Here is a 20,169-nt window from a genome sequence, read left to right on the forward strand (position 1 = left end):
CTGCGCACGCGTTGCCCGGCAACAAGTCACAAGACTCAGTGACTGTCCAAATATTTTCACTTATTTTGTGTTGGCTTATCCTATGACCAATAACCGATCAAAAAAATGGAGAATTCCCATATGTATGATGACCTTAAAAAAAGTATTAAGCTCCATTTTAGCTTTTTAAAAGAGTTTGGATTTCCTGATTTTGAAGAACATCAACTGGCTCATGAATACCACTTTGAATCTGGTAATGAATCGGTTAGAATATATATTAGCTTCGAAGCTATTTTTTCGACACCGATTTGGGCAAAAATAAACGGATATGATATTGACGAGCTGGAGCCTCAAAATGCGATTGTTAAACAATATAACCACCGGATCATAAAAACACATGATGAACTGTTAGGCCTGTTTTTAAAAACAGGAAAAGATGGATATCAGCAAAAATCAACTGAATATCCTATTAATGATCAGGAGGTTAATAACAGCTATCTATTTGAATTAAGCGAAATCATAAAAAGACATCCCTCCGTACTTTATGGCGATATGGAATTGATCAAGTCTAATATCGAAATACGAAAAAAAGAACAGGAGCAACGGGCCGCGGCCATCAGGATCGAAAAGCAAATTTACACGCTTGAGTATTGCTTTCATTGCGATGGCCTGGATGGAAAATATGATTCTGATGAAGAGTTTGCAACACTGTACGAATTAAAGCAATATCTGGCCCAAAGAGATCATATTAAAGTATACCGCATATTGGACTGGAATATGAATCTGGTAAGCTAATAAATCCGCCCCGTTAACCTTTGAATGGGCCTGTTATATTTTATTATCTGGTCTTGAGATATTGCACCTTGATAATGTTGAGATGATGCAGCTCGTGTCCGGCAATGTGATAAGCAAGCGCCCGTACCGTAGCATCATTGGCAGTGCCGGTGCCATGCCCCATCCTGTCGAAAGCATTATCGGGCAAACCATTGAATAGGGTAATAGTTGCCCGCCTTACCGCCTCATACTCTTCAAAAATATTATCAAGCGACCGGCTATCGGCTTCCGAATAAACAGCATAGGCATCCTGGTCAAAACCGATGAGGTTGTTTTTTTCGTTACGGGCGAAGCGCAGGGCACGATAAGCAAAAATGCGTTCGTCGTCAATTATATGTACCAATGTTTCTTTTATACTCCATTTACCAGGGGCATAGCGATGATATAAGACATCTTCCGGCAGTGAATAGATTAACTGCCTCACTATATCAAAATTATCCCGCAGGTGCTTAATATCAACCCATCGGTAGGCAGTAATTTCATGTACATGATGGCGTACGGCGGGTATTCTCCGGGTTGGGGTGGCAGTATTATTCTCATTAGATGTTTATTTATGTTTCCTCAAGCTTTGAAGAGCACACTCTGCATCATTGCGAGGCACGAAGACAACCGACCGGAGGGAGCTCATTAATACCAATAAAAACAAACACAACATTAATAATCTCTACTCAGGCAGATCAGTTATGCAATTCTATTTGCTTTGTACAGTATAGAGATTGCTTCGTGCCTCGATTGACGTGATTTTTATATAGCTCTCTCCCAGTTCCCAAATCAAAAATCAAACATTCCCCCAACCCAGTGTCAGTACATCGGCCAGGTGCATGGTTTTAATGGGCAAACTGTTTTTATCGATATAGCTTTGCAGGTGTAACAGGCAGGAGGCATCGGTCGAGATAATGTACTCTGCTCCTGCAGCCAATGCATTATCTACTTTCTGTTGGGCCATGGCGGTGGAGATGCCATCAAATTTAACGGCGAAAGTACCGCCAAAACCGCAGCAGGTTTCGTTATCCTTCAGGTCAAGCAGTTCAAGACCTAATACTTTGGAGAGCAGTTGACGGGGTTCGTCCTTGATCTTGCATTCACGCAAGCCGGCGCAGCTGTCGTGGTAAACGGCTTTACCATCGAGCTCGGCGCCGAAATAGTCGAACTGAAGGATGTTCACCAGGAAGTCCGAAAGTTCATAGATATTACCTTGTACGGCCCTGCATTTATTATGTACAGCGGTATTGGTAAACAGATCATTATAATAGTTTTTAACCATGCCTGTACAAGATGCCGATGGCGTAACGATCACACTGTCATCCGAAAAATCATTCAGAAATTTGCTGCCCACTGCTTTGGCTTCGTCCCAAAAACCGGCGTTAAAGGCAGGTTGCCCGCAACAGGTTTGATTGGGATTAAAACTCACGTTACATCCGGCCTTTTCCAATACCTTTACGGTATTAAAAGCGGTATCCGGGAATAACTGATCAATAAAACAGGGTACAAATAACTCAATCTTCATCTCTTACACCAAATTACACGGCGCTAAGCTCCGCATTTTGCTTAATCTTTTTAGCCTCACCTAAACGGCGAAGCCCCTCATGTAATAATCCTCTCCAAAGGAGAGTACTTCAACTCACCTCTTTTTAAACCCTCTCCTTTGGAGAGGGCAGGGTGAGGCTCTTAATCTTTTTTTCTGCCGCTAACAAAGAAAACAATAATATTAAACCTATTATAAAAAAGATGGCCAATACCAGTACTGAATTACGCGGACTGCCCGTCAGTTCTTCAAAAAAACCAAAGCTGAACACCCCGCCTACTATCGCCAACTTTTCGGTAACGTCATAAAAACTGAAGAACGATGCAGTATCGGTAATGTTTTCGGGCAGATATTTTGAATAGGTGGAGCGCGACATGGACTGGATCCCTCCCATCACTAAACCCACTACCGCTGCTACCACATAAAACTCTGTTGCTGTTTTTGTTAAATAAGCAGCGGCGCATACCCCTATCCAGATGATCACCACGGCAATAAGCACCCTTACGTTGCCGAACCTGCCCGATAAGCGGGACATTAACGTTGCTCCACCAATAGCTACCAGTTGAATAATTAAAATAGTGGTGATCAATGCCGAAGTAGGCATGTGCAGCTCTTTAGCAGCAAAGCCCGTTGCTACCAGCATAATGGTTTGTACTCCCATGGAGTAAAAGAAAAACGCCGGCAGATATCTTTTGAGCAAAGGCATGGTTTTTACCTTTTGCCAAACTTTGCCCAATTCTATAAAGCCCCCTTTAATAATATTATGATCGTGACTAACCGCGTTAGGGCTCCCTTTGGGTAATACAATGAACGGAATAAGGGCGAACCCCATCCACCAGAGGCCTACCAGCAAAAATGATAAACGGGCCGGGAATGTTTCATCAACAATGCCAAACAACTCTGGTTTCATCACAAACACAAAACAAATGAGCTGCAGCAATACGCTGCCGATATAGCCATAGGTAAAACCTTTGGCGCTTACCTTGTCCTGCATATCAACCGTAGCAATTTCGGGCAGATAGGAGTTATAAAACACAAAGCCACCGCTGTAGCCAATAGCAGCCAGCGCGAAGGCTATAATGCCCAGTTCGATATGATTGGCGTCGAAAAAATACAACACACCGCAGGCTAAGGCTCCTATGGCAGTAAAAAACTGCATGAAAATCTTTTTATTCCCCTTATAATCGGCAATAGACGACAATATGGGCAACAATAAAACAATGATCAGGTAAGCAGCCGACAAGGCATAATCAGAAAGCGCCGTGTTAACAAAGCTTTTGCCGAAGAAGGTTACTCTGCCCCCATTGGCCTTGGTAATAGCCACATAATAAGCCGGAAAAATAGTGGAGGTGATGACCAGGTTATAGGCAGAATTGGCCCAGTCAAAAAAGGCCCAGGCCCTGATGGTTTTTTTATTGTTTTTGGTTTCCATTAAACAATAAAAGTATACAAATTTTAGTATTTGCAAAACGGAGATATTTTAAGCCGGGCTTAATTACATGTTAACTTATTTATTTGCGAAAACAAGATGATAATCAAGCGGTTTTAGTAAAAAAAAATACAGCTTTATGAAAAAAGCCGCCTGGCTGTTATCGCTCAGCCTCCTTATTATTTATAACCTTGCCGCCCAAACGCATACGCTTAACGGTGTATACGGGGGTATACAATTTTCTGTAAGTCCACTTGTTGGCGGCGGTATGACCAGGAACGATATTGTGATACTGTTCAGACCTGATGGCACGTTTAATAGCGAAATGGATAAGCCCGACTGGAAAACAAGGGTAAGCGGCCGATACCAGGTAAGCGGATCAAAAGTAACAGTGAATTATACCCGTGGCCATGACCAGTTTAGCATAGAAAAAAATGGCAATCTGAAAGGAAGCGGCTATATATTATTTAAGCTCAGCGGACTTACTATTTCTCCCGGATACTATGAAATGAAACGCGCGACAAGTTTCGGCGGAATGGGCACCGGCATGGTTGCTGTTGGCTCAACCAGCAATAGTGGTTTAATTTTTGATGGAAAAGGACATTTTAGCAATTCCAGATCGGCCGCGACCATTGTTTCGGGCGATAATGTAGGTGGTGGAAGCACAAAGAACAGCAGCGGCAGCGGTGATTATAAACTTGATCATGGCACGCTTACGCTTACCTACAACGATGGAAAAACTGAAGTGCATAATTTTTTTTGTGAAACGGGCGATAAAAAGCCTATGGCAGCCATTGACGGAGGAATATATTTTATGAAGAACGATAACGCCGGAGCTGCCAAAACTACCAATACGATGAGTCAACCCGGTAAAACAAGTACTACAACAACTGCTGCTACTGATGTAACAGGCAATACTGACGCAAAATCGCTGCTTTTAAAAGCGAACAGCATACATGGCGGTAGTGAGCTCGACATGATCAAAACCCTGCAGTATTCGGCCATAATTATGGGGATAAAAGCGGTATCATACCTTGATATACCTAACAACAAGATACGGATAGAGCTTTGGGAAAACGGCAAAATGGTTTCTGTTGAGCAGGAAGAAAACGGCGACGGATGGCAATGGCTCAACGGGCGAAAAGCAACTATGCCTGCCGCGCGGATAGCGGAAATGAGAAGTACTTTTTATTCGGGCCTGCTTGGCTTGCGTAAGCCAGCCATCAACCAGATGCAGGTACTGAATATGCAAAAGCTTAAGAACAATACCTACTCGGTTTTATGCAAATTGGATGGTAACGATTACATTTTTGCCATCAACGATCAAAACCAACTGGTAGCCGAGGCTAATAAAACATTCGGCCGAACATCTGTATCAGCTTTGTCAGATCTGCGCCAGGTGCAGGGTATCATGATCCCTTTTCATGAGGTAGTAACATCGGGAATAAAAAAACTCGTTATCCAGTATGATAGCTTCGAAATTAACCCGGTGTTTAATGCCGATACATGGGGAGTACCTGCTGGGGATAGGTAGGAAATTTAGACCAGAATCAAAAAGCATCATTGCGAGTACGAAGCAATCTTTATATTGTACAGAGCAAACATGTATAGTTGACCTGCCTGTGTAGAGATTGCTTCGTACCTCGCAATGACGCGTATATTTTTATTAGGCCCCTCTTTCGGAGAGGATTTGGGTTTATTTACCGCTCCATTTTTGTTGTAAAAGCTTCATAAAATATCCCCCAACCACACTGCGTGCCTGAAAGCCTACCTGTTTACCGTTGGTAGTTTCGTACCAGTCACTCATGGGTACACGGATTGGTGTTTCGGTTGCGTATTTATATACCGGATTGGCCAGCGCCTCAAAATCGGCCCTGTTTTTAGCCAAAGTAGCCGTCCAGATGATCCAGTCGCTCTTGGTATAGGTTTTGCGACTATCCAGCGGCAATCCGTATTGATTTTGTTTAGTTAGATAGAATTTCACCTCACGGTCATAAACCGATTGCGGGAACAGGTTTAGGCCAAGGATCTTGTCCCAAACAATATTATATTTCTGGCTCCAGGTTTCTTTTTTATCAAATACCAGGGAGTAATGATCGCCGGCATCGGCCATTTTCATCCATTTGCTTACCATATCTTTAGCCATGGCCCTATATTTTGTGGCTACATCTTTTTGACCAAGCAACTCAGCCAGACGGGCATAACTACCTATACCTACAATAGCTTTGGCCGATAAATTGGCGTTGCGTGCCAGGTGACCGGCAAAATCATCGGTACATAACTGATTAGCAGGATCCAAGCCTTCCTTAGCTAAGTAGTTTGTCCAGGTGGTTAATATTTTCCAGTGTTTTTTGGCATAAGCAGGGTTATTGCCATTAGCCTTTACTACAGCTAAAGTTAATGCCAGCATATTACCAGACTCTTCTACAGGCATACCCTCGCCATAAGTTTGCCCATTGGCTAAAGGATAAGTACCCAGATCATGTGCAGCAAAATCATGCGCGAATTTACCGCTTTCGCTAAAATAGAAGATCCCATTCATCATACCTTCCATCAGCTTAGAATTGTAAAGCAAAAATAACGGCGCCGAGGGATAAGTAATATCAACAGTATTGATAGAACCATTACTGAAATTCTCTTTGGACAGGAACAAGATCTCACCCTGCGGGCTTTTTACCAATACATGAGCCGCAATACTTTGCCGGTAAGCCAACACACACAATTTAGCATAATTGGCACCACCAGCATTCTGAGCATCTTTATACATGGAGGTATTAAATGTGGCGCATTTTTGCAGTACTGCAGGATACTCCGCGGCCGCTTTTGCCAATACTTGCTCTATAGTTTTGGTTTGGGCGTTTTGCCACCATGGCTTTAAATTGGTATGGAAATATTGTACGGGGGTGATATCATCATAACCCAACTCTATGAATTTACTCACAGCTGTTTTACCCACTTTACCAAAAGGTATCACGGTATTTAAAACCAGGTTGCTTCCCTCCTTTGCGGTTGATTTGCTGTCGCCGCTAAAAAATGAATCGACAGATTGCTTACTTGTGCTCACGTATTGCTGTGCGTTGGCTGATTTTGGTGCCGCTACATACATGTATCCCCAATCGATACGCAGGTCATCACCTTTCTTTTGCAGTATAGGCTGTTCTATAGTGCCCGCTTTTAAAATAGATAACGTACTTGATGAGTATTGCTGTGTGGTTACCGGTTGCTGTGGTGTATTACGCGCTATATCTGCCGATGCACCCAAGTAAATCTTTACATCATGTGATGCACCATCGTTTGATTTTACTTTATAGCTGATGTAGGATACCGGACGTGATAAAAGATTCAGGTCACTCATCAATAATGGCGAAGTGAAAGTTAATTGCAGGTCGGCTTTGCCGCATTTAAAGTTATAAATGGTTTGGGTAGCATTCAAGATTACGCTGGTTTGTTTTGCCAGTTCAAGAGCGGCATGCCCTTTTGGTTTTAGTTCATCGGCCAAACCTGCATCCAGCCAGGCGCCTCCGCCGGTGTTGGTACAATGCAATGCCAGCACATTCTCACCTTTTTTCAGAGAGTTTACAGCGGCATCACTCAATGTAAAATATTGCAGATCACCGTTGGCGCCACCCTGCTCGCTCACTTTTTTCCCGTTAATATAAACCTCTGCTTCATCGTCATGGTGTAACCTTAGCCAAAGTTTATTAAAGTTAAGGTCATTCAGTGTAAAAGTCCTACGCACCCATATATCCCGACCTGTCCATAAGGTTTTGGCCGCCTGTTTATCATTGCTGAGGGGGGCTGTCCCTGTTTTCCAACTGCTATCGTTAAAATTGGCAGATGCCCAGTCTTTGGAAGGTTCCGTCTCTGTGTATTTACAAGTATAGGGCTTTTCATCAGCCGCGGCCAATACCGTTTTGTATTCCAGCGATTCTTTACCCATAAAACGGTAAACGGTACCGTCGACTTTAATGAGACCCAGAAGTGATTGGTCTTTGCCGGTCCAGTGGTGGGTTGTAGATTCATTCAAATTATCAGTGAACGACCAGATACTGAAATAAGGATTGTGTGTAATAAGCGGATAAGCCGGCGCTTTGGTGGCCTGTGCCCTGGCCAAAAAGCCTGCTAACATAAGGCAAGCAAATAATGGGAACCTTTTCATGTTTTTATAAATGGTTTATACAATATAGAATTATAGCGCCGTAAATATTTGCATTTTCCGACTTAAAACAGATACAACGCCACAAAAAGCGTTAAATTGACGACTAATTGAGACGATATGTAGAAGATGTGCGGATGTGCGGATGTGCGGATGTGCGGATGTGCAAATGTGCAAATGAAAGTAATTGATTGATGATTTGATCTCCTAATCTGCACATCTGAAATCTGCACATTTGCACATCTGACCTTATTTGCACATCCAATCTCACTTAAATACTTCAAAACTATACTGCGCTACACTCCAGAACTCATCAAGGGCTATGATACGGGGTTTAAAAAAGGATATCAGGGCTGGCCAGTCGTTACGGTTAAAGATACTTGCAGATGGCAGCGTTTTGATGATTCGGCTTATCAGCTTATTACTTTCGTCGCGGGTATGGAGTTCCCATTCCCACTCTTCGTTAAGGCTGCTATCCAGTACTGTTTTCAACTCCTTGAACTGCTCAAACATCAGTTCCTGCATGCCGGCATCGGGATGTGATATTTCGATAGCGATATAAGCATGGCGGTTATCGGTTTGCATTTTAAAGTTCAGGTGTTTAATGCCCGTTTTATAATTGATCCAGTTAATCCGTAAACCGTCCGCCGATAGCTGCGGTGCTATATATTGCCCAAAGGCGGTCCAAAAAGCCTGTCTTATCTGCGATGCCTCGTCTTTTGAATACAATGTATTATTGATTTTACTAAAGCGGTAAAATTAACAAAAAATTGGCTGCAGCGTTAAAGAACAGGTCGGATATAGTGATACAACCGGGTAAGAATAAAGATTATGATTTTAATAATATCGGGGTGATGGTTCATGCTATAAAGGAAATTTACCTTGGCTAAGAAATAGGCTTATATGCTAAAATAAATCAAAAAAGCAACCTGTTTGAGGTTGTTTTTTTGATTTAGAGGGATAGATTTAAAACCTGTCCCAAAATGCGGGTGGTTCAATACCCAGGCTACGCAGAAAAACATATCCCTGAGCCCTATGATGAATCTCGTTGTCTACAACATACTGCATGGTATTGATGTTTTTATTTTCATAAGCGCCAAAAGCTGCTTCCACTTCCTGGAAACGCTCCGGTGAAATTTGCGGCCAGTATTCGTTCAATTCCAGGGTGATCTGATCCCAGCGTTGTAGGATCGAGGCTTTAGTTTCTACGGCTACATTTTCTGTGGCATGATTAAGCGTTTCAGCGGATCTCCATGTTCCGGTAACTAAACCTTCAACACCATATTGCGACAGGTCCATAATTTCAACTGCCATTACACCGAATGAGCGCATCCCTCCTACTGAATAACCAAATAATTTATCTTCAGGAAAAGCCTCGATAACCTTCCTGGTCAGACTGCGGTGCCCTTGCCAGTTATTTAAAAAAGTTTCTGGTGAAATAAACTGGGTAGCTGAACTTACTTCCGGTTGAATTGCATTTGTTTCCATGGTTTCTTTTGTTTTGATTTTGTATTACAAAGAAACCATGGGGTAATGACAACCTTATGTCAGCAGACAAAAGGAATTTTTAAAATAAATATCTCTTTGAATTATCTATTTTTTTATAAGTTTACCGCAACTTTAGGGGTGTCCTTCAATGGACTGAGATAATACCCTTTGAACCTGATGCAGTTAGTACTGCCGAAGGGAAAAGTGACGATAATCCTGTGGGTTATTTTTTCTTTCCTCCATGAAACGGGGCCATTCCTAAAGTTGAAATTTTAGAAACAGAATGGAAATCACCGTAAATCAACAAAGTTACCAGGTTACCGATGTGTGCAATGTGCAGCAAATGCTCGCTATTGTATTTGATGCGATGCCAAATGGTATTGCCGTAGCCATCAATCAGGCCATTATTCCACGTGCCAACTGGGCCGATTATCAGATCGGTCCCCAGGATCAAATCGTCATCATCAAAGCAACACAGGGAGGGTAAAAGCAGATGTGCAAATATGCAGATGTGCGGGTGTGCAGATGAAACGATCATTGAATACTCCCAGCGATAAAAATCACTAATTCACTAAATCAATAATTCAATAATTATTCACGGATGAAGCAAGAAAAAATTCCAACCGGTAAGGTATTAACTACCGAGCCCTTTCCGGCCTCCAGAAAGGTTTTTGTAAAAGGACAGCTGCATGATATCCAGGTAGCCATGCGCGAGATCAGCCTAAGCGATACCAAACTGCATGGCCGTTTTGGCGAAACAGAGCCCAACGCCCCGGTTACCGTCTATGATACCAGCGGTCCGTATACCGATATTAACGCGACCATCGATGTGAAAAAAGGTCTCCCCCGTTTGCGTGAGCAATGGATCATGAACCGGGCTGATGTAGAACAACTGGAAGGCATATCCTCTCAATACGGGCAACAGCGTTTAAATGACAACAGCCTGGATGAACTGCGTTTTGCGCACGTAAGCAAACCTTTACGCGCAAAACCCGGCATGAACGTATCGCAAATGCACTATGCCAGAAAAGGTATTATCACCCCCGAAATGGAGTATATCGCCATTCGCGAAAACCAGCGTATTGATCTGCTAAAGGAACAATTGAACGGGCAATATGAGGTAATGAGTCATCAGCATCAGGGTCATAGCTTTGGGGCAAATACCCCAAAAGGATATATAACACCCGAATTTGTGCGCTCAGAAGTTGCTGCTGGTCGCGCTGTGATCCCTTCCAATATTAATCACCCGGAAATTGAGCCGATGATCATTGGTCGCAACTTTTTGGTGAAGATCAATGCCAACATCGGCAACTCGGCCGTTACTTCCAGCATCGAAGAAGAAGTAGAAAAAGCAGTATGGGCTTGCCGCTGGGGTGCAGATACTATTATGGATCTATCTACCGGGAAAAACATCCATGAAACGCGCGAGTGGATCATCCGTAATTCGCCCGTGCCCATTGGTACAGTACCAATTTACCAGGCATTGGAAAAAGTGAACGGAAAAGCGGAAGATCTGACCTGGGAACTATTCCGGGATACCCTGATAGAACAGGCAGAACAAGGCGTAGACTACTTTACCATTCATGCAGGCGTACTGTTGCGCTACGTGCCACTCACCGCCAAACGCATCACCGGCATTGTTTCGCGGGGTGGTTCTATTATGGCCAAATGGTGTTTGGCGCATCACAAAGAGAATTTCCTGTACACCCATTTTGAAGAGATCTGCGAGATCATGAAAGCCTATGATGTGGCCTTCTCTTTAGGTGATGGCTTACGACCGGGCTGTATTGCTGATGCCAATGACGCCGCGCAGTTCGGCGAACTGGAAACCCTGGGCGAACTTACCAAAATTGCCTGGAAGCACGATGTACAAACCATTATTGAAGGTCCTGGCCATATTCCGATGCACATGATCAAGGAAAATATGGATAAGCAACTGGCAAATTGCGGCGAGGCGCCTTTTTACACTTTAGGTCCGCTGACTACAGATATCGCTCCAGGTTACGATCACATTACCTCGGCCATCGGCGCAGCCATGATCGGTTGGTTTGGTACCGCTATGTTGTGTTATGTTACGCCTAAGGAACATCTCGGTTTACCCAACAAAAAAGACGTGAAAGATGGTGTGATCACTTATAAAATAGCGGCCCATGCGGCCGACCTTGCTAAAGGGCATCCAGGTGCGCAATACCGGGACAATGCGCTAAGCAAGGCCCGTTTCGAGTTCAGGTGGGAAGATCAGTTTAACCTCTCGCTCGATCCTGATACAGCCAGGGAGTTTCATGACGAAACCCTGCCTGCCGATGGCGCCAAGATTGCTCACTTCTGCTCCATGTGTGGCCCCAACTTCTGCTCGATGAAAATTACGCAGGATGTACGGGAATATGCCAAAGAAAATGGTGTGGATGAGACAGCCGCGCTGGCAAAAGGTATGGAGCAAAAATCAAAGGAGTTTACGGAGAGGGGAAGTGAAATATATCTGTAAAAGTCGGCTGTCATGCTGAGCCTGTCGGGCATGGTGGGCAAGCCTACGCGAGAGTCTTCGACAAGCTCAGACTGACAGCCCCTAATGGATAAAGATTTATGCAATTGATAGTTATTTCACATCCGGATACTATAGCTCATGAAGCACAATTGATCAATCAGCTGTTTGAAGCTGGCTTGATGCGTTTTCATTTGCGAAAACCTGATTGGGATGAACAACAACTGTTTGGTCTGCTCAAGCAGATCGACCCGGCTTTTCATCCGTATATCGCATTACACCAGTATCATAACATCGCCATAGATTTTGATATCAAAAGGCTGCATTATACCGAGAAACACAGGTTGACTACTGAGCAGAATAAACTGATCCTTCAAAAGAAGAAAGGCAACGTATTAAGCACATCAATTCATGATATAACCGAATTGAGTGCATTAACACCATTTGATTATACCTTTTTCAGCCCCGTGTTTAACAGTATATCTAAGTCAGATTATCAAAGTAAACTACCTGAGGGTTTCCATATCGATCGAAATGATACTCAACCAAAGATTATCGCCTTAGGCGGTGTGGAATGCTCGAATCTGGATAAACTAAAACACATGGGTTTTGATGGGGCAGCTGTTTTGGGCACAATATGGAACGATCCCACGCATGCCATCACCAATTTTAGGAAATTACAAGAACATCTTCCAAATACCCATCAACAACCAACGCTTTAGGCTTTATGCCTTTTGCTTTTAGCTTAAACAATATGATTGATAAACTTCATTATATATCCCAACAACCTTCAAATGGAACGCACCTTACCGCCATAAAAGCAGCGCTAAGTTCTGGCTGTAAATGGATCCAGCTCCGGATAAAGGATCAGCCCGAAAACATGATCCTGGAATATGCATTGGAAGCCCGGGCATTATGCCATGAGTTTGGCGCGAAGCTGGTCGTGAATGATCATCCTGAAATCGCGCTAAAATCCGGCGCTTACGGTCTGCACCTCGGCTTACAGGATATGCCGATTGTCCAGGCGCGACAGATAGTAGGGAATCGAATGATCATCGGCGGAACTGCAAACACTTTTGAGCATATCCTGCAAAGAGTTGCCGAAGGCGCCGATTATATCGGCCTTGGCCCCTACCGGTTTACCAAAACCAAAGAAAAGCTAAGCCCGATTTTGGGATTGGAAGGTTATCGGGGAATTTTGGAACGGCTGAGATCCGCTGGGATCAGCATCCCCATCATCGCCATTGGTGGAATTGAACCGGATGATATCGCCGCTATCATGCAAACAGGGGTCCATGGTGTGGCCATTTCGGGAGCAATCACTTATGCTGTTGATGCGGCACAAACCACACAATATATCTACCAGCAGTTACATATGAACGTTTTAAAAGAAGTATAAAAGCCTCACCTAAATCCTCTCCAAAGGAGAGGACTTTAAATCACATTTTTAAACCCTCTCCTTTGGAGAGGGCAGGGTGAGGCTAAACATTTCAAAAAAAATACAAATCACAAAAGATGTTAAAAATAGCCGATAAAACTTTCCGTTCGCGACTGTTTACAGGTACGGGTAAATTCAGTTCATCTCCACTAATGGAAGAGGCGTTGGTAGCTTCGGGTTCTGAGCTGGTTACCGTGGCTCTGAAACGCGTTGATGTAAAAAACAATGAGCAGGACGATCTGCTGATCCGTTTAAAATACCCGCATATCAACCTGCTGCCCAATACTTCGGGCGTACGCAATGCCAAGGAAGCTATTTTCGCGGCACAGCTGGCCCGCGAGGCTCTGGAAACCAACTGGATAAAACTGGAGATCCATCCCGATCCCAAATACCTGATGCCCGACCCTATCGAAACCCTCAAAGCTACCGAAGAACTGGCCAAAATAGGCTTTGTGGTGCTGCCCTATATCCACGCCGATCCTGTTTTGTGCAAACGTTTGGAAGATGCTGGTACTGCGGCTGTAATGCCCCTGGGCTCACCCATTGGCAGCAATAAAGGTTTAAAAACCATTGATTTTTTAGAGATCATTATAGCGCAAAGCAATGTGCCGGTTATTGTTGATGCCGGAATAGGTTCGCCATCTGATGCTGCCTGGGCACTTGAAATTGGCGCCGACGCTGTATTGGTGAACACTGCCATAGCAGTTTCTGGTGATCCTGTGCGTATGGCCGCTGCCTTTAAAATTGCTGTGGAAGCCGGACGAATGGCTTTTGAAGCTAAACTGGCCTCCCCTGTTTCACATGCGGTTGCAAGCAGTCCCCTAACCTCTTTTTTAGATGTATAGCTTTAACGATATTTTTGAAACCTATAACTGGAACGAGGTAAAAGCCAGCATCTACGCCAAAACCGGCAAGGATGTAGAAAAAGCACTGTCGGCCACCAAACGTACGCTGGAGGATTTTAAAGCGCTGGTGTCGCCCGCGGCTGCCCCCTATTTGGAGCAAATGGCGCAGCTTAGTCAGCAGCTTACCCTTAAACGTTTTGGTAAAGTGATCCAGATGTATGTGCCACTCTACCTGTCTAACGAATGCAGCAATATTTGCACCTATTGCGGCTTTAGTTATGACAATAAGGTAAAGCGAAAAACACTGTCGCCCATGGAAATTATGCAGGAAGTGGCGGTGATCAAGGAGATGGGTTATGAACATGTGCTTTTAGTAACCGGCGAAGATAATGTGACAGTGCATGTGGAATATTTTAAAAAAGTGCTTGAGCTTATCCGTCCGCATTTTGCACATATCTCTATGGAGGTACAGCCTATGGATCTGGAAGATTATAAGCAATTGACACCCTACGGCTTAAACACCGTACTGGTTTACCAGGAAACTTATCACCGGGAAGATTATAAAAAACATCACCCCAAAGGAAAAAAATCAAATTTCAAATATCGTCTGGAAACGCCAGACCGGCTCGGACAGGCAGGCATCCATAAGATGGGTCTGGGGGTATTGATCGGTTTGGAGGACTGGCGGACTGACTGCTTTTTCACCGCCTTGCACTTAAATTACCTTGAAAAGAGATACTGGCAGACCAAATACAGCCTGTCGTTCCCCCGGCTACGCCCCTTTAGCGGTGGATTGGAACCTAAGATAGAAATGAACGACCGCGAGTTGGTTCAGTTGATCTGTGCTTACCGTTTGTTTAATGAAGAAGTAGAATTATCGATCTCTACCCGCGAATCGCCCCATTTCAGAAACAATATCATTAAGCTTGGCATCACCTCCATCAGCGCGGGTTCAAAAACCAATCCGGGGGGCTACGCTGTTGAGCCAGAATCATTGGAGCAGTTTGAGATCTCAGATGAACGGAGTCCGGCCGAAATCGCCAAAGTGATCACGCAGCAAGGCTATGAACCGGTATGGAAGGATTGGGATAATTGTTTAACATAGCCTCACCCTGCCCTCTCCTGAAGGAGAGGGTTCAAAACTCAAAAGAATGCTGGAACGCGAAGAACTGAAACTCTATAACCGCCAGATCATATTGCCCGAATTAGGGCTGACCGGACAGGAAAAACTAAAAGCCGCCAGGGTATTGATGATAGGTGCGGGCGGCTTAGGTTGCCCGGTTTTACAATACCTGGTGGTTGCCGGGGTTGGCCATGTGGGCATTGTTGACGACGACACAGTAGATATCAGCAACCTGCACCGGCAGATCTTGTATTCCATAACCGATATAGGCAAACCCAAAGCCGAAACAGCCAAACAAAAGTTGGAGTTATTAAATCCTTTCGTGGACCTAACTGCTTATAGCGAGAGAATAAATGCAGACAATGCGGGGATGCTCATCAGCAAGTATGATCTGGTCATCGATGGTTCCGATAATTTCACCACACGTTACCTGGTGAATGATACCTGCGTGGCCCTAAACAAGCCACTGGTATTTGGTTCCATTTTTAAATTCGAAGGACAGGTATCTGTGTTTAATTACCAGGAAGGGCCAAACTACCGTGATCTGTTTCCAGAGCCTCCCCCCGAAAACGAAGTGCCCAATTGTGACGAAATAGGTGTTATCGGTGTGCTTCCGGGCATCATCGGTACTTACATGGCCAATGAGGCTATCAAGATCATTTGCGGCATAGGCGAAACACTCTCTGGTAAACTATTCAACATGAACGCGTTGGAGAACAGCATGAATGTTTATAAAATAGCCAGGCAAAAACAGGCAATTGCAACATCTGTAACTGCTAATCAGGCGTCAGCTCATGATCGCGAGATCAGTATGGAAACCCTAACCAATTGGCTGGCAGAAAACCCGGATGAGATCTATCTTATTGATGTACGCGAAACTTATGAATTTGACGATTACAATATAGGTGGTGTAAATATTCCGCTTTACGAATTGCGGGAATCCGCAAGCATTATACCAGCCGACAAAAAACTGATTTTCATTTGCCAAACGGGCCAAAGAAGCAAAATAGCACTGCAATGGACAGGATCTTATTTAAAGAACGAAAAATATAGTGTAAAAAATGGGCTTAGGCATAATCCCTGAACAGGCGAGATATTTTGTTATAAAGTGAGTTTACATGGTTTACACTTTTCAGGATTAATATTGGAATTATAATTGACTATCAATAACTTAAATTTTAACTATCATTATATAATGGGTTGACATGCAAACCTGCTCAATGTTTCCTGCGCTACGAATAAAATCCACACATCCGGAGGGCAACAACCTTTCCCAGCCCCTCTTTACCGCTTGCGGTAGAGAGGGTGGTCAAGCGAAGCAATGACCGGGTGAGTTGATTGTCAAAGCGATGTTTACCGAAATATGTTTTGTCACTTTCCTTTGCACATCTGCATATCCGCACATCTGCACATCTATTTTTTATCCTAAATTCGCTCTCCTAATTTTATCCAGGAGCAAAACATTGAGCGATACAGAAACACAGGACGGGGATCATCATTTTATTTTCAGGGGCACCAACCTGGAATCGATGACCAGCAGGGATATTGCGCAACATAACCCGGCCGGTTTCTATACCGAAGAAGATGCCGGTCAATATCTTGCACCCATCAGTCTAACTGTTAACGAAGGTCTATTTCATCAACCCCAAAATGCCGCCTTCCCTACCGTAACGGTATCACAGGATGCCGAACAATTGCTGCTCACCTGTGCTTGTACAAGCGAGCCGGGTAAGCTATGCGAACATGAAGCGCTGGTATTACAAACCATTCTGCGAAAGGAAGAGCTTGCGGTTTTTTTTAATACGCGCCTGCGCCATCAAAAACTAAAAAATGCCGCCATACCCTATGGTTTGGAAAATGAGCCCGACCCTGACCAGTTTTTCCGGATCGAGCTGCTCTTTAATAAATTGGTGATCAACCCGCACTCCCCCGATCTTTTTCCGGTAACCAAAGAAAGCCTGAACACCTTGCGTACGATGATATCTTCGGGGCCGGAACAGGCACCTGTTTCCTCTCCAACCAATAATGAACAAACGTACTTTGTGGTCATTCGTGAACACAAATACTATAAATATCTGCATGTTGAGCTTTTTGCCTCGGCGCTGACGAAAGAAGGAAAACTCAAAAACCCGTTGAGCAGAATGGAACCAATGGATCTGGTATGGAAAACTACCGATCACGAGGAATTGAAGTTCTATACCGGCATCAGCAAGTTCCAAAATAACCTTACCGGCAAAAAAAGCGAAACAGATCTGGCGGCTTTGCGGGCTATCGTCAAAAACCCCATGGGTTATCCTTTTTATTACCAGGATACAGAAAAGGGCGAAAAGGTAAGCGCTTCGTCCCTGATACCTGTTAACGTAGCTCAACTCCCGCAGGGGGTGCAATTACGTGTAAAACCTGATGGGCCTTTTTTTGAATTGTCACTTGATATCAATATAAATGGCGAACGCCACACCCTGAAAGATCAGCGCATTATGTTCAGCTATTTTCTGCTGAACGGTGACACTTTATACCTGGCCGATAATCTGCAGGCTTTAAATGTGATGAGTTTCCTGAAGCAAAGGCCCGGCAACCTCCTGGTTCATCAATCCAAATACCCTTTGATCAAAAGCCAGTGGCTCGGCAAACTGGAGGATACGATTGATGTAAAATATCAGCACATCCAGGCCGCCACACCTAAGCAGTTGGAGCAGATGGGCTTTAACCAGGATCCGGAAAAGATTATCTATTTATCGGATTTTGGGAGCCATGTAATGCTCATCCCGGTGATGCGATATGGTGAAGCTGAAATACAAATTCGTACCAAAAAAAATATTTATGCCATTAATACCAAAGGGAAAGAACTTCTGGTACAGCGCAACGAGTCAGCGGAAGCAGCATTTATTGCAAGCCTGATCAGGCAGCATCCTTATTTTGAGGAGCAGGCCGATGGTGACCTGTACTATTTTTACCTGCATAAAAAACATTTCCTGAATGAGGATTGGTTCTTGGATGTTTTTGAGCAATGGCGCAAACAGCGGATCACCATACTGGGGTTTAACGAAATAGAAGGCAACCGGCTCAATCCCCACAAGATCAGTATCGATATTAAGGTATTGAGTGGCATCAACTGGTTTAATACCATTATAGAGGCTAAGTTTGGGCAGAAGAAAGCGAGCTTAAAAGCTTTGCATAAGGCCATACGCAACAAAAGCAAATTTGTACAGCTTGATGATGGCACGCTGGGCATCCTCCCAGCCGAATGGATAGCCAAATTTGAAAGTTATTTTAATGCAGGCGAAGTTGTTGACGATGACACCTTACATACACCTAAAATAAACTTTTCATCAATAGAAACTATCTATGAGGCACAAGTATTAGCAGAAGAGGTTAAACAGGATCTAAGAAGCTACCGCGAAAAGTTTGCTAATTTTGAGACCATCGCACCCGTTGATGTGCCGACTGAATTGCAGGGTACCCTTCGTCCTTACCAGCAACAGGGATTAAATTGGCTCAATTTCCTGGATGATTTTAATTTTGGCGGTTGCCTGGCGGACGATATGGGGCTGGGAAAATCAATCCAGGTGATTTCCTTTATCCTGTCGCAGCGTAAAAAAGTTAGTCAGAACACCAATCTCATCGTTGTACCTACTTCTTTGATCTTTAACTGGCAGCAGGAAATACAGAAATTCGCGCCCTCCATTCGTTTACATACCCTTTATGGGGCCGACCGGATAAAAGAGATCCATAATTTTGACCAGTACGAAGTGATCCTAACAAGCTACGGCAATATGCTTTCCGACGTTCGTTTCCTGAAGGACTATCACTTCAATTATATCTTTCTTGATGAATCGCAAAACATCAAGAATCCATCATCCCAAAGGTATAAGGCTGCACGTTTATTAAAATCACGCAACAAAATTGTAGTGACCGGTACCCCCATCGAAAACAACACCTTTGATCTGTACGGTCAGTTATCTTTTGCCTGTCCTGGATTGCTGGGTGGCAAGCAGTATTTTAAGGATATCTACTCCACGCCTATCGATCAGTTCAAGAGCAATATCCGCGCTGCCGAATTACAGAAAAAGATAAAACCCTTTATCCTGAGAAGAACCAAGGAACAGGTAGCAGGCGATCTGCCGGAGAAAACAGAAATGGTACTGCACTGTGAAATGGGTGCCGAACAAAAACGGATCTATGACGCTTATGAAAAGGAGTTCAGGGAGTATATTTCGGCTATTAACAACGAAGAACTGAAAAAAAGCCCGATGAACGTATTAAAAGGGCTTACCAAACTCCGCCAGATCTGTGATTCGCCTGTTTTATTGAGCGGCGACCGCCTGCCGGGTAAAGAGTCGGCCAAGATCGATACCTTGATCGAGCAGATAGAAAGTAAATCTCCGGAACATAAAATACTGGTATTTTCGCAGTTCACCGGTATGCTCGACCTGATCAGCAAAGAACTCCTCAGCCGGAAGATCTCCTTCGTGCAGTTAACCGGCAAAACCCGCAACCGCGAAGCTGTAGTACAATCTTTTCAAAAAGATCACAGCTGCCGGGTATTCCTCATCAGTCTGAAAGCCGGCGGTACAGGGCTTAACCTTACGGAAGCCGATTACATTTACCTGATCGATCCCTGGTGGAACCCAGCCGTCGAAAACCAGGCTATTGACCGTGCCCACCGCATAGGACAAAACAAAAGAGTGGTAGCCATCCGGCTCATTTGCCCTGGTACGGTAGAAGAAAAGATCATGCAGATACAGGAAAACAAAAAAAATCTTGTACATAATTTGGTTAAAACAGATACCAACATCCTCAAATCCCTATCCAGAGAAGATCTGTTGGATCTGTTGACGCCTTTGCATGTTTTATCGGATTAGAGTGCAGA

The 20,169-nt window shown here is 44.0% G+C and carries 16 protein-coding genes and 1 riboswitch; of the genes, 10 read left to right on the plus strand and 6 right to left on the minus strand.

All coding sequences use genetic code 11. The features are described 5' to 3' along the window. Positions 1-105: 105 nt before the first annotated feature. The gene (locus ACNURT_RS15475; protein WP_370996549.1) at positions 106-774 is read left to right on the plus strand and encodes a hypothetical protein; all 669 of its coding nucleotides are present in this window, start codon (positions 106-108) and stop codon (positions 772-774) included. 43 nt (positions 775-817) lie between these two features. Here the strand turns inward: ACNURT_RS15475 and ACNURT_RS15480 are convergent, their stop codons facing one another. The 3 genes from ACNURT_RS15480 to ACNURT_RS15490 form a co-directional block, all read right to left on the minus strand. Then, positions 818-1,237, minus strand: a complete 420-nt coding sequence (locus ACNURT_RS15480; RefSeq protein ID WP_419698453.1) for a DinB family protein — start codon at positions 1,235-1,237, stop codon at positions 818-820. Positions 1,238-1,591: 354 nt separating this feature from the next. Next, positions 1,592-2,320 (minus strand): (Fe-S)-binding protein, encoded by a 729-nt coding sequence (locus ACNURT_RS15485; protein ID WP_419698454.1) that lies wholly within the window; start codon positions 2,318-2,320, stop codon positions 1,592-1,594. Between the two features lie 124 nt (positions 2,321-2,444). Continuing rightward, positions 2,445-3,770: an MFS transporter gene (locus ACNURT_RS15490; RefSeq protein WP_419698455.1), complete on the minus strand. Its 1,326-nt coding sequence runs from the start codon at positions 3,768-3,770 to the stop codon at positions 2,445-2,447. Positions 3,771-3,906: 136 nt separating this feature from the next. On the opposite strand from ACNURT_RS15490, the gene ACNURT_RS15495 reads away from it, so the two are divergent. Continuing rightward, on the plus strand, positions 3,907-5,301 hold the full coding sequence (locus ACNURT_RS15495) for a hypothetical protein (protein ID WP_419698456.1): 1,395 nt from the start codon (positions 3,907-3,909) through the stop codon (positions 5,299-5,301). Positions 5,302-5,463: 162 nt separating this feature from the next. On the opposite strand, the gene ACNURT_RS15500 is transcribed toward ACNURT_RS15495, so the two are convergent. From ACNURT_RS15500 to ACNURT_RS15510, 3 genes are all read right to left on the minus strand, one after another. After that, positions 5,464-7,926: a glutaminase domain-containing protein gene (locus ACNURT_RS15500; protein WP_419698457.1), complete on the minus strand. Its 2,463-nt coding sequence runs from the start codon at positions 7,924-7,926 to the stop codon at positions 5,464-5,466. 264 nt (positions 7,927-8,190) lie between these two features. After that, positions 8,191-8,652: a DUF4268 domain-containing protein gene (locus ACNURT_RS15505; protein ID WP_419698458.1), complete on the minus strand. Its 462-nt coding sequence runs from the start codon at positions 8,650-8,652 to the stop codon at positions 8,191-8,193. Positions 8,653-8,889: 237 nt separating this feature from the next. Continuing rightward, entirely contained in the window at positions 8,890-9,411 is a 522-nt protein-coding gene (locus ACNURT_RS15510) for a DinB family protein (protein ID WP_370999225.1), read from the minus strand. A 124-nt stretch (positions 9,412-9,535) separates the two neighbouring features. Then, positions 9,536-9,629, plus strand: a riboswitch (TPP riboswitch). A 65-nt stretch (positions 9,630-9,694) separates the two neighbouring features. On the opposite strand from ACNURT_RS15510, the gene thiS reads away from it, so the two are divergent. From thiS to ACNURT_RS15550, 8 genes are all read left to right on the plus strand, one after another. Continuing rightward, entirely contained in the window at positions 9,695-9,898 is a 204-nt protein-coding gene (thiS, locus tag ACNURT_RS15515) for a sulfur carrier protein ThiS (protein WP_419698459.1), read from the plus strand. 114 nt (positions 9,899-10,012) lie between these two features. Further along, entirely contained in the window at positions 10,013-11,896 is a 1,884-nt protein-coding gene (thiC, locus tag ACNURT_RS15520; RefSeq protein WP_419698460.1) for a phosphomethylpyrimidine synthase ThiC, read from the plus strand. A 98-nt stretch (positions 11,897-11,994) separates the two neighbouring features. Beyond that, the gene (locus ACNURT_RS15525; RefSeq protein WP_419698461.1) at positions 11,995-12,615 is read left to right on the plus strand and encodes a thiamine phosphate synthase; all 621 of its coding nucleotides are present in this window, start codon (positions 11,995-11,997) and stop codon (positions 12,613-12,615) included. A 32-nt stretch (positions 12,616-12,647) separates the two neighbouring features. After that, on the plus strand, positions 12,648-13,292 hold the full coding sequence (locus tag ACNURT_RS15530; RefSeq protein ID WP_419698462.1) for a thiamine phosphate synthase: 645 nt from the start codon (positions 12,648-12,650) through the stop codon (positions 13,290-13,292). Positions 13,293-13,408: 116 nt separating this feature from the next. Next, the gene (locus tag ACNURT_RS15535; RefSeq protein ID WP_419698463.1) at positions 13,409-14,176 is read left to right on the plus strand and encodes a thiazole synthase; all 768 of its coding nucleotides are present in this window, start codon (positions 13,409-13,411) and stop codon (positions 14,174-14,176) included. Beyond that, positions 14,169-15,281: a 2-iminoacetate synthase ThiH gene (gene thiH, locus ACNURT_RS15540; RefSeq protein WP_419698464.1), complete on the plus strand. Its 1,113-nt coding sequence runs from the start codon at positions 14,169-14,171 to the stop codon at positions 15,279-15,281. Before ACNURT_RS15535 ends, thiH begins: the two co-directional genes overlap by 8 nt. Positions 15,282-15,327: 46 nt before the next feature. Beyond that, on the plus strand, positions 15,328-16,383 hold the full coding sequence (gene moeB / locus ACNURT_RS15545; protein ID WP_419698465.1) for a molybdopterin-synthase adenylyltransferase MoeB: 1,056 nt from the start codon (positions 15,328-15,330) through the stop codon (positions 16,381-16,383). 379 nt (positions 16,384-16,762) lie between these two features. Further along, on the plus strand, positions 16,763-20,161 hold the full coding sequence (locus ACNURT_RS15550; RefSeq protein WP_419698466.1) for a DEAD/DEAH box helicase: 3,399 nt from the start codon (positions 16,763-16,765) through the stop codon (positions 20,159-20,161). Positions 20,162-20,169: the final 8 nt, after the last annotated feature.

Source organism: Mucilaginibacter sp. NFX135, assembly GCF_048565145.1.
Lineage (GTDB): Bacteria > Bacteroidota > Bacteroidia > Sphingobacteriales > Sphingobacteriaceae > Mucilaginibacter.